This is a genomic window from Dyadobacter subterraneus, assembly GCF_015221875.1.
GTDB lineage: Bacteria > Bacteroidota > Bacteroidia > Cytophagales > Spirosomataceae > Dyadobacter > Dyadobacter subterraneus.
This window is the reverse complement of record NZ_JACYGY010000001.1, coordinates 3,856,479-3,868,344: the sequence shown is the minus strand read 5'-3', so window position 1 is coordinate 3,868,344 and position 11,866 is coordinate 3,856,479. Positions and strand designations below refer to the sequence as shown.

Annotated in this window: 10 protein-coding genes; 4 read left to right on the top strand and 6 right to left on the bottom strand. The window is 39.0% G+C overall.

All coding sequences use genetic code 11. The features are described 5' to 3' along the window. Positions 1-45: 45 nt before the first annotated feature. The 3 genes from IEE83_RS16080 to IEE83_RS16070 all read right to left on the bottom strand — a co-directional run bounded on the left by IEE83_RS16080 (position 46) and on the right by IEE83_RS16070 (position 1,999). Complete coding sequence (locus tag IEE83_RS16080; protein WP_194121555.1) at positions 46-585, bottom strand: SRPBCC family protein; 540 nt, start codon at positions 583-585, stop codon at positions 46-48. Between the two features lie 305 nt (positions 586-890). Beyond that, positions 891-1,133: a hypothetical protein gene (locus IEE83_RS16075; RefSeq protein ID WP_194121554.1), complete on the bottom strand. Its 243-nt coding sequence runs from the start codon at positions 1,131-1,133 to the stop codon at positions 891-893. Between the two features lie 632 nt (positions 1,134-1,765). After that, positions 1,766-1,999 carry an acyl carrier protein gene (locus tag IEE83_RS16070; RefSeq protein ID WP_194121553.1) on the bottom strand — a complete coding sequence of 78 codons (234 nt, stop codon included), beginning with the start codon at positions 1,997-1,999 and terminating at the stop codon, positions 1,766-1,768. Between the two features lie 415 nt (positions 2,000-2,414). On the opposite strand from IEE83_RS16070, the gene IEE83_RS16065 reads away from it, so the two are divergent. Further along, positions 2,415-3,188: an NrtR DNA-binding winged helix domain-containing protein gene (locus IEE83_RS16065; RefSeq protein ID WP_194121552.1), complete on the top strand. Its 774-nt coding sequence runs from the start codon at positions 2,415-2,417 to the stop codon at positions 3,186-3,188. Between the two features lie 207 nt (positions 3,189-3,395). Then, on the top strand, positions 3,396-4,652 hold the full coding sequence (locus tag IEE83_RS16060; RefSeq protein ID WP_194121551.1) for a PepSY-associated TM helix domain-containing protein: 1,257 nt from the start codon (positions 3,396-3,398) through the stop codon (positions 4,650-4,652). 23 nt (positions 4,653-4,675) lie between these two features. Here the strand turns inward: IEE83_RS16060 and IEE83_RS16055 are convergent, their stop codons facing one another. Next, positions 4,676-5,800: an AI-2E family transporter gene (locus IEE83_RS16055; RefSeq protein WP_194121550.1), complete on the bottom strand. Its 1,125-nt coding sequence runs from the start codon at positions 5,798-5,800 to the stop codon at positions 4,676-4,678. Positions 5,801-5,932: 132 nt separating this feature from the next. On the opposite strand from IEE83_RS16055, the gene IEE83_RS16050 reads away from it, so the two are divergent. Then, on the top strand, positions 5,933-7,207 hold the full coding sequence (locus tag IEE83_RS16050) for an MFS transporter (protein WP_194121549.1): 1,275 nt from the start codon (positions 5,933-5,935) through the stop codon (positions 7,205-7,207). A gap of 17 nt (positions 7,208-7,224) precedes the next feature. On the opposite strand, the gene IEE83_RS16045 is transcribed toward IEE83_RS16050, so the two are convergent. Next, positions 7,225-8,604: a sensor histidine kinase gene (locus tag IEE83_RS16045; RefSeq protein WP_194121548.1), complete on the bottom strand. Its 1,380-nt coding sequence runs from the start codon at positions 8,602-8,604 to the stop codon at positions 7,225-7,227. 137 nt (positions 8,605-8,741) lie between these two features. On the opposite strand from IEE83_RS16045, the gene IEE83_RS16040 reads away from it, so the two are divergent. After that, positions 8,742-9,455, top strand: coding sequence for a hypothetical protein (locus tag IEE83_RS16040; protein ID WP_194121547.1), 714 nt, complete (start codon positions 8,742-8,744; stop codon positions 9,453-9,455). Between the two features lie 41 nt (positions 9,456-9,496). On the opposite strand, the gene IEE83_RS16035 is transcribed toward IEE83_RS16040, so the two are convergent. Next, a complete protein-coding gene (locus IEE83_RS16035; RefSeq protein ID WP_194121546.1) occupies positions 9,497-11,842 on the bottom strand; it encodes a TonB-dependent receptor in 2,346 nt (781 codons plus the stop codon). Positions 11,843-11,866: the final 24 nt, after the last annotated feature.

Here is an 11,866-nt window from a genome sequence, read left to right as displayed (position 1 = left end):
AATACAGGTTCCGGCTGCCTAATACCGAAACCTGTATTTTTCGATTTATGCGCCTCCAACTTTCGACTGCTCAGGCAATTCGTTATATCCTCCTGACCGGTCATTCATGCCTTCGTCGCTTTCTACACTGTTATTTTTTGAAGGCGAACCATCTAAAAAAGTTTTCAAACTTTCCAGCGCGGTTTTCCATGCATCCTGATGTGGCAACGCAGCTTCTTCTCCCGGCAATCCTTCCTGTTTTACACGAAGAATGCTGCCGTTTTCCTTGTTTTCAAATCCAATCGTTAAGATGTATTTTTCATCCGGCAAATCGTTTGAAAAATCCCAATCCCAACTGTAAATCAATTTTTCATTAAGATCAACCTGCTGATATTTGCCGGTTACACGGAATTCATTTTTCTCAAATTCGTAGATTATTTCCCCGTCAGCCTGCAAATCGTTTTGCACATTGGTAAGAGAATCTTGCATCGGATGCCACCATTTTTTCAATTGCTCGGGTGTAGTCCAGGCTTCAAAAAGTGTTTCGGCCGGTACGGTAAACTCCTGGCTAAACTCAATACTATATTCGTTTTCCTTGATTTCCATAATTTTTATAATCTAAAATTAAACCACTGGACCACAGGATAATTGATTTCATCCTGGCAGCTGTTGATCTATAATAATTGTGCCTCAAAGAAAATCGAAATCTTGAATAATCCCGGAATAAAAGCAAAAAGGCCCTGACATGTGTCAGAGCCTTTTTAAGCTTATGCTATATCTTAAAGAAGTAATTCAAGTTTGGTAAAGTGCATCGCAACTGAATCATGGACGAAGTCTTGGGGAAGAGTAAATCGTAAGTATTTGAATACCTACATTTACCCATTTTTCCTTTTGATCGCTTTTTGCTTCAATTATTTTTTATCGATGCTTTTCAATTTTAGCTCAACAATGTTTGCTTTTTGAATAGCAGTTTTAGTTGATTCTGCTGATAAAGTAACACGTTGTGGTGCTGGACCCTCCAAAGCTGGAAGTGAAGCAGGCAAAATTTTATTTATCAGAGTAACTTTTGATTTTTCTTCGTTAGAAGCATTAGCACTTGTTGCGATAGCCATTGCTATTAAAGCTACTGCTGTCATTTTGTTTGCATTTTTCATAGTTAATCATTTTTACAACTTTTCTGTTGTTCTTGTTTTATAACACTACAAATATACAACATATTTTTATAAAATGTACACTGAGTGAAAGTTATGGATGTTTTTGGATGTGATCTAATGGGGCTTTTTGTCTGAAAATTTCATTTTTACTCAATATGAAAATAGGATTATTTAAATATTGAAATTGAAAATGTAACCAATTTTGCGATTTGGACGCCTAATAAGATTTTGACTTGTATGTTGCAAAGCAATGATCTTATCAGCTAAAATGTGGATTCAATATTTAATATTGTTAAAAGGTTTAATTTAAAAATTTAATTCTGAATGTACTTTACCAATAGGCTTTTTTAGGAATTTTGCCCAATTTTATTTCTTCAAAGCGAAAAAATATTTTAAAATAATTTAATATATTTTCAAAAATTGATTGAGCGCTTATTTTTGCGGTTCGGACTTGTAACTTAAATTTAATTTTGGTTACATTATTGATGTCTGGATATTATAAAACGGGAATAAAAGCGTTGGAATCGGGTAGGATAATTTCAGCTTTTGGCCAGCATAATTATCATGGAAACTGCAAAGCGTAAAGCTTTTTCATGGTGTTTGTTGATTTGTTTAAAATGATTAGGGTGAAATTAAGCTTCTGCTCTCTTTTTCAATAAATAATCCGAAAACTGTTTAACCGTTTGAAGCTCCTGGTATTCTTCATCGGGAATAGCGATTTTGAACATATCTTCCATTTGTAAAACCAGATCGACAGTATCGAGACTATCAAGACCAAGATCTTTTGAAAGATTTGAATCCTCAGTAATGGATGTAAAAGGAAGGCCGGAATTGACGGCCAGAAGTGCTCTGAGTTGATCGTTCATAATATTGAAATGAATTTTTAAAATTTAAGAGGAAACTTTCCCTGTAAAATTATTTCATGAGATCAGATGGATACTTTCTGGTTTTTGTTATAAAATGAAATTTCGAAGTCTGCTGTTGGTTACACCATCGTTCAGTTGGCAATACATACAAAGTGTCCATTACGTGGCAAACCACCTGAATTTTAAGATTCGTTAACATTTGAGCTTATATTTGGAATAAAGATTTTCTTAAAAACATAAATAACGACATCCTGTTTCCGTCGTTAAAATTCTGCTCTTCGACCGGATATCTGGGCTCTTCTTCCTGGCCATTTTCTTTTAATTGTTATAAATGTTCATTTTGTATTGAGATCCGACTCAAAGTGATATGGTATTATAAAAGACTCTGCGAAGAGTTTGTGAAGATTGAGAACAGATGGAAAAAGTATTATTGAAATCAGTGGCTTCTAAATCTGCCAAAAAGTCACAAACAGTACAAATTGAAAACGATACTGCGCCAGTGCGTCTGCCGGTCAAATTAAGTGCTGTAATTTTTAGCTTCTTCGAAAATGAGCTTTATGTATTGCTGACAAAGGAAAATCCGCACCTTACAGAGGGCGCGTGGACAATCCCTTCCAGATTACTTCATTATTCGGAAGAACTGGATACTACCGCGTCAGGAATGCTTTTCGAACTTACCAATCAGAAAACCTCCAGTACAGAATTGCTGGAAGTAAGCGTTTGTAATTCCACTGAAAGTGATCAGATTATGTCTGTCAGTTATTTTTCATGTGTGAGAATGGAGGAGAAAAATGCTTTTAAATTAAAGCAATCTCATGTAAAATGGCAAAAACTGGCAAGGCTGGCCGGGTTAAATTTTGATGGGCATAATCTTATAAATAATGCAAGGGTTCATTTGCAATACAATGCCACGCTGCGGCCTTTTTGTTTTGATTTTCTGCCTGAATATTTTACGATACCACAGGTTCAGAAAGTCTACGAAACTATTTTTGGAGTCACTTTTGACCGGAGGAATTTCAGTAAAAAACTCCTGGCAACCGGTTTGCTGCTGGATTCTGGTTTCAAGGTGGATGTTGTTGTTACGAACAAAGCGAAATTGTACCGACTGGATAAGGACAAATACACAAGGGAATTTTGTCAGTTAAGCAATTTCGTTCATTCTAACGTCAGACAATTACCGTTCCTATAAATCCTGGAACAGGGTTGTGTGAAACAATTGATTTTCTTTACTAATTAAGGAAGTAATTGTATCTTTTAAAGAATCTTGTAATTTATTTGGACGAATTTAAAATAAGACCAAACTTGTATAGATTAATTCAATTTGGAATGATTAAATCTGGCGATTTAATCATTCTTTTTTTGATAAAACTTACTGAACTACACGGTCTGTCGTCCTATGAAAAGCAAATACACTTTTAGAAAACTTGTTGATGATTTACATCTCTGGGTAGGACTTCCGAGTGCGATCATTCTTTTCATCATGTGTTTGACGGGTACAGTCTATGCTTTCCGAGTTGATATCACCCATTTTCTGGATACAGATAAATTTACTATTAATGCCGAAAATAAAAGTCCGATGCCCATGGCTGCTCTGACAGCAAAAGTTGAGGCGGAGATCAAAGGAAAAATAAGCAATATCCAGATTCCTGAAAATAAATCCGAAGCCTGGACCATCGCGCTGAATGTTCCGGAGAAAGAAAAGTCGGGTGAAAAAGAGGTAAAAACCAGGAAGGAAGACGTTAAAGCGTCAATGAAAAAGGGCATTTCTGAGAAAAAGGAGGAGCCAAAAGGGAAATCGGTAAGTTATTTTGTCAATCCTTATAATGGAAAAATCCTTGGCGATGCGCAGACATCTTCTCTAACTTTTTTCGCCACAACGTTAAAAATACACAGATGGCTGTTATTGGATAAAAAAATTGGCGGGGTTATAACCGGAACCGCTGCCATGATGATGATTTTTCTCCAAATTACAGGATTGATTCTATGGTTTCCGGCCAAGATTAAAAGCTGGAAAAAATCGGGAAGCTGGTCACCCGGATTTAAGATCAAAACGGATGCAACTTTTAAAAGAGTCAATTTCGATTTGCACAAAACGCTGGGATTTTACGCCTTTGTTTTTGTAACAATAATGGCGGTAACCGGTCCCTATTTCACTTTTGATTGGTACAAAGAAGGTTTTACAAAAGCGATGGGCGTGAAGAAAAGTGAAAATCCGGTTTCCAAAATACCTGGAAATAGTACATACATACCGATGGAGACAGTTCTGGCAAATGCCAATAAAGTCTATACTTACCCGGGAAACATCCGGATCAATATGCCTGCTGATTCAGTTGGTACCTATGCGGTTCTCAAAAGTCAGAGTGGGTTTTTCACACTTGCAGCTATTGACAGGGTTTATTTTGATCAGTATACCGGAAATATGGTGAAACTGGAAAAGTATACTGACAAGACACTGGGTGAAAAAATAGTTTCATCGGTGAAGTTTATTCACACGGGAGAATTGTTTGGCACATTTTCTAAATTGCTATATTTCATTGCCTGTCTTCTGGCGACATCGTTGCCAGTTTCCGGTTTTTTGATATGGTATAACAAAGGCAAAAAAGAACCGAAAAAAGGGAAAGTGAGATCAAAAGTTTTGGTCACCCAGGATTAATTTGACGCCCTTTTGAAAATATTTTAGGGCTGATTCGATACCGGGTTAGCCTTATTTTTTTCGTCTTTCTGAAATTCCTCTAGGGCAGGTTTGTCGGGATGACTATCATCGTCACCCAGAACCATACCCCATGGTTTCAACCCTTCAACACGGTCAAAGATTACCTTGATAATTGCAATGACCGGAATGGATAGAAACATTCCCGTGATTCCCCAGATCATCTCCCCAAGTACCAGCCCGATCAACGCGATCAGCGTATTTATTTTCACTTTTGAACCAACAATTTTAGGCATAATGTAATTGCTGTCAATCAGGTGTATAACCACAATGGCAGCTATTACAAACAAAATGTGACTGGAAGTGGATGTGGCGAAGGTTATCAAAATGGCAAGCAGCAAAGCTGTCAAAATTCCGATATAGGGTATCAAGTTGAAAATACCTGTGATCAGGCCTAATAAAAAACCATATTTGATTCCAAGAATCGTAAATGCAGCGACAGCCAAACCGGTTACAATGATCATTTGAAGAAACAAACCGGCAATGTATTTTTTGACAATATATTGAATCTGACTGACAACGTCATAAACGATAATGCTTTGCTCTTCACTGAATAATGAAACAATAAAGCGAAGCAGCAAACGCCTGTGCAAGAGGATAAAAAAAGTATAGAGAAATGTAAACAGCAAAAAGAAAATTACCGATGAAACAGAAAGTAGCGTGTGGCCCAGCAATGTTGTACCGGTATTTAAAGCCTTTGCCGCAGAATCGTTTATATAACTCATTTGCTGGGTACTATCCACATGGAATCTCATAGAAATCCACTTTTGCAGATCCGCTGTACCGGTAAGAACCTGTGACTTAAAAGCCGGCCAGTCTTGTGCCAGTGCAGTAAGTTGTGATCCTAGAATGGTCATGATGCTGACAATGGCCAAAATAAGTGAAAGCAACGCAATAAGAGATGAAGCCCATCTAGGTAAACGCAGCTTGGTTTCCAGATACACAGAAAAAGGAAGAAGCAGCAAAGAAAATAACAAGGCAAAAATCAGGGGAGCCAGTAGTGTGCGCCCGATGATAGCGATATAAAAAAGACAAATAATACTGATTAGAATGTGTGCTAACCGGGTATAAAAAGGGGTGACGCGTATCATGGGGAAAGAAAAGTTGTTGCATACGTTTTAAGATAATAATACCTATAATCATGCCAGATAAAAAAACGATAGGCAAACACAGGTAGCGTTTTGCTTTGCGCGTCTTTTACTCGAAAAGCGAAATTTAAAAGTATGAAGCAGCCCCTGGCTCCGAAGCGATGGTTCAGAATTATTCCTATTGTATTTATAACATACAGTCTTGCCTATCTTGACCGGGCCAATTTTGGTTTTGCCGTTGCCGGTGGTATGGCAGGCGATCTTCATATTGACAAATCCATGTCGTCTCTTTTGGGGGCATTGTTTTTTTTGGGATACTTCTTCTTTCAAATTCCGGGTGCACATTATGCGGCCAGTAAAAGTGCAAAAAAACTAATTTTTATCTCGCTGATTCTCTGGGGTGCTTTGGCAGCAGCAACGGGAATGGTAAACAATGTAAGTTCATTGATTGCGATCCGATTTATGCTTGGGGTGGTAGAAAGTGCAGTGATGCCTTCCATGCTTATTTTGTTAAGCCAATGGTTCACAAAAAAGGAGCGATCAAGAGCCAATACTTTTCTAATTTTGGGAAATCCGGTTACTGTTTTATGGATGTCGGTGCTCTCCGGTTACCTGATAGATTCAATGGGCTGGCGATGGATGTTTATCATTCAGGGCGTTCCAGGAATAATCTGGGCATTTATCTGGTGGAAAATGATTGATGAAAAACCCAAGGATGCTAGCTGGCTGAGCGAAGACGATAAACAGGCCGTAGAAAAACAGCTTGGTGAAGAACAAATCGGTATTAAACCTGTAAAAAATTACGCTGAGGCATTTAAATCAACCACCGTAATACTGCTTTGCTTCCAATATTTACTTTGGAGTCTGGGCGTCTACGGATTTGTGATGTGGCTTCCATCTATCATCAAAGCCGCGCCAGACATGGATATTGTGAAAACAGGCTGGCTATCTTCTGTTCCTTATCTGCTCGCCATCATAGGTATGCTCGCCACTTCGTATTTTTCAGATAAAACGCTTAACCGGAAAATATTCATCTGGCCATTTTTACTGGCTGCGTCGGTTGCATTCTTTTTTTCCTACCTCATTGGTCCGGATCATTTCTGGATATCGTTTATACTTTTGGTAATTGCCGGCGGTGCATTGTATGCTCCTTACGGACCGTTTTTTGCGGTTATTACAGAAATACTTCCGAAAAATGTTGCCGGTGGTGCATTGGGACTTATTAATAGTATTGGAGCGCTGGGGTCATTTATAGGATCTTATCTTGTAGGATATCTGAATGGTAAAACAGGCAGCTTCGACGCATCTTATATTCTAATGGCCGTGGCCTTACTGTTTTCGACCTTGATAACAATCGCTGTGATTAAGGCTCTTGAAAATAAAATTATTAAAGACATCTCTACCCACTAATCTAAAAATCAAAATGATCAATTCTGTTCCAAGTGACGACTGGAAATGACTGCGTTTCCGGGTACAGAAATGTAAAAACATGAGCCCAGGTCAGGCGTACTTTCAAACCAGATCTTTCCATTCTGGGCGTTAATATATTCTATACAAAGCAATAGACCCAGTCCTACACCTTTTTCTCCTTTTGTGCCAAAAGTGGATTCCGCTTTAAGGGAAAAAAGATCTTTCTGTCTTTCCACAGGAATGCCAATTCCGGTATCTTTTATTGAAATAATACAGTCTCCCGATTCAGCTTTGGCATTTACTGATATGAAGCCGCCCTTGTGTGTGAATTTGATGGCGTTTCCAACGAAATTTCTGATAATGAGCTGCATCATGTCCTTATCGGCATAAATCGTAAGCTCAGAATCGAAGGAATAATCCAGTAAAATATCTTTTGCCGAAGCAACTGTTTTTTCAAATTCCAGCGTATCAGACAAAAGATCAAGGACATTTAAATATTCGGGATAAGCAACAATGCCGTGAAGCTGGGATTTGGACCAGGCAAGAAGTTTGGTAAGCAGTGCCAGCGTATCTTTTGTTGCGTGCAGGAGATCTTTTTCAATATCGTTTTTCTCTGCTTCATTAAGCCCGTACGCGGAAAGTAATTCAAGGTAATTCTGAATACTTGATAAGGGAGATCTTAAATCGTGCGCAATAATGGACATCAATTTGCTTTTTTCGGCACTCAGGCTTTCCAGCTCCTGATTTTGTTTTACAATCCGCAAATTCTTTTTTTCGATTGATTTCGTTTTTATAGATGCCGATGATTTTTCGCGCTCATAACTTTTACGGATATAAGAAGTACAGAAAAAAAACAGCAGTGCAACTTCAATGTAGGAGGAAGTCTGATCGATAAAGTGATCAGAACGGCTTGAATATGGGTTAGGGAATAACTCAGGATAGAAGTATTCTGTAAGATGCAGTGTCATTACTATACCGATATTTAAAGGAACCCAGATTTTATATTGTTCAACCGGACTTATTGAAATACTTAAAAGCAGAAAGAGCAGAAAAAACTGATCTGAAGGGCCGGATAGCCCGCTGTTTACAAAATAGGTGAATATAAAAAGCCCGAGTCCCAGAAAATTGGAAATAAATATGCTTGCCTTAACCCTATGCAAAAATCTGGAATTGTAATATAAGCCGAAGCAAAAAATCAGAACCAGAATACAGGCGAGGGCAACATTCGGTAAGCCAACAAAAAAGTTGAAAGGAATATTGTAGATCAACGCAGCAATGGAAATCAGGCAGGCAGAATGAAAAATACGCGCATTAAGAGGAAACTCCGATGGGTGTCCCGTCAATTTTATCCAGTACTTGTCGAGCAGTGCTTTATTCGGGAAGATTTTACTTTTCATTAGTACAAATATAGGCTTAACTTATACCAATACGTTGAATTTTTCAGGTTTCTTATTTTATTCGGTAGAATAAAAAATACTTTTGCAGTCCCCTTGAATAAACCGGGGAATTTAACTTTCAGGCCAAATAGTTACAAATGAAAATTATCAATGCTTTTTTGTTGCTTTGTCTTTCAATTACATGTGAGGCGCACGGTTATTGGTTTGATATTAAAGGGTCGGGAAAGATAAATTCAGCCGTAAGGATTCAGGTTTGTTACGGTGAAATTGATGAATTTGGCGTGCGTCACCGGGAAAAGGGAGCAGAGTTACCGCTGAGTGGAGATTTTAAAGTATTTGTAATGAATGGAGACGGAAAACGTTTTAACTTAAAGCTTAAACCGAGGGCAGATTGTTGGGAAACCACTTTTACGCCTTTGGAAAAAGGTTACTACCAAATTCTGGCCATTAATGAAACATTACCGGTAGTGGACAGATCAGCCATAAAAGGTAAAAATGTTCGTCCGGTTGATTTTCTTTGTGCAGGTTACAATGTTGAAAGTAAAGTTGAAACAGCTCAATCTTATCAATTTTTAGATATCATTACTTCAAAAAAAGAAAAGCTGGTTGTAGTCAGGGCTTTCAAAGAAAATGTGCCTGTAGACAGCACTACAAAACTGCGGGTTTTTAATCCTGAAAACTGGGAGAAAAGTCTTTCTGTGAATGAAAAAGGAGAGGCGGTATTTATGCCGACGATGAAAGGACTTTATATCATCAGGCAAGACTGGACTGAACCAAAATCCGGGACTTACAAAGGTGTGGCATATAGCGGTATTCGTTACCGCTGCAACTATTGCCTGCTTATTGAATAAACAATTCCGGATGCCAATACATTGACATCCGGAAAGTTATGTTAAAATTTCAAAACAAGATTTCCCATAAAACGTGCAGGAGCCTGTGGGGTCAGACGTACCGACCAGGCTTGTTCACTTGTAAGGTTATCGAGTTTAAATCGGATACGATAACGAGGCTGATCGTAGAAAATACTTGCGTCAAGCAGGGTATAAGACGGAATGATGATTTTGGCTTTTGCCGTATTTGTCTGATAAGAATCACTGCCGGAATTTCCTCCGAATCCAAGTCCCAAACCTTTATATTTTCCTTGTGAAATCCGGTAGCTTACCCAGAAATTGAGTGTGCGGGCCGGGCCGGACAAGGCGGGACGAAGGCCCTGAAGAGTTTCATCTGCTTTGGTATATTTGCTGTCGTTGTAAGCATACCCGGCCACAATATTTAATCCTTTGACAGGATTGGCAGTCAGTTCAAATTCTACCCCTTTGCTTTGCTGCGAACCATCCTGGATCGAATAATTAACATCATTAGGATCTGCACGGATCACATCTTTTACCCGGATGTCGTAATAACTTACAGTTCCCACCAGTTTGTGATTCCAGACATCTCCTTTAATTCCATATTCCAGCTGATTTGCCTGTTCCGGTTTGAATGCATTTCCACTCGCATCCGATCCTGCTTTATTGAAAAAGCCATTCATATAACTTCCAAATACTGAAACGCGGTCTTTTAAAAGCTGGTAAACAAGACCCAATTTCGGTGAAAGTGCCGTCTGGTTATAAGCGCCGGTGGTCACCGCGGTTGCGATATTATAAACGCCCTGGCTTTTGTAACGGTCAACGCGCAAGCTCAGCATCGCCATCAAACGTTCGTTAACATTGAAAACATCGGAGGCATAAACCGCGTAACTGTTGTCACCATTATTTTCTGCACGAACGGTTCCTGTTGAAGCAAGCGCGTCAATGACCTGCGCATTAATTTTAGAGTTTGCGGGCGGATTTATGAAGTTGATTGTAGGACCGTTAATCGCTATCCGGTCAAAAGAATTTGAATTGTTGTAATAATCAAGTCCAACCACAAGTCGGTTTCTGAAATTCCCTATCTTGAAATCTCCGATGAAATTTTGCTGAATATCCGTAGCAATAAAAGCAGTATAACCTCTGGTTACGGAAGCGCGCAGCGTAGAATCTGTTCGTCCGTTTAATGCAGAAATATATCCGTTAATAGAAGAACGTGAACGCGAAATGACTGTTTGTGAAGTCCATTGCTCGGATATTTTATAATTAAGCTGAGCGAAAATGTTCAGCATTTGCGTGTCGTAAGTAAGGTCATTTGCTCCAAAAAGGCGTTTGTAAGGAAATTTCATATCCTTGATGGATTGTGTTTTGTTGCTTCCCGTGAATGGATTGAAACGAACCACAGAAGTACCTTTTGCCTGGCCAAATTCCACATCCAGCCATAACGAAAGTCTGTCTGTGATCTGATAGGAAATACTCGGTGCGATACTCAAACTTCTGGTAAAACCTTGATCCTGAAAACTTTTTTCAAAAGTGGTAGCGCCATTCATACGGAACAAAATGGTTTTGTCTGCATTCACCGGCGTATTGACATCCAGCGTTAACCGGTTAAGATTCCAGCTTCCGCCGGTGTAGGACACTTCTCCGCCGAAACCGTTAAACGGTTTTTTGGTAACCCTGTTGTAAAGCCCGCCATAACTGCTTGATACGTTGGTGCCAAATAATGCGGCAGATGGTCCTTTGATCGCTTCCACACGTTCAATGTTTGCCGGATCTATGGATGAGAATGCGGCTCCTGCAACACCGTTTCTGGCATTTGGCTCCGTTTCAAATCCTCTTTGACGGAAAGTGACTCTTCCCTGATTTGCCAGCATCGGAATACCTGCGCCCGGAACATTTTTGGAAATACTTCCCAGGTCAATAGCCATTTGTTCCTGGATTAATTCCTTTGGAACAGTGGTGTAAACCTGAGGGTTTTCCATATTTTTCAAGGGTAAACGCGCCACATAAATACTTTCCTTTTTAGAGAATTTATTGGTTGAGCCCATCACAGTTACTTCCTGTAAAGCGTGGATGTTTTCCTCGTTCAGCTGATAACTTACGATGGAAGTTTGTCCTGATGTTACTTCAACCGGAAGATCTTTTTCCGCTGCACCGAGGATTTGTATACGTATGGTATATTTCCCCGGAGTAAGGTTGGAAATCTGGTAATTTCCCTGATTGTCGGTTAGTGTTCCTTTGTTTAATTCAATCAGAGAAACAGAAACAGATTCCAACGGGAGTTTATCAACTGAGGTGATCTGTCCGGAAATGGTTCCGGTATTTTGGGCAAAAGAAGAATTAATTCCTGCGAAAAAGCAGGCTAAAAAAATGGGTAATAACAATTTCATAAAAATAAGTCTGAGTAGAGAAAA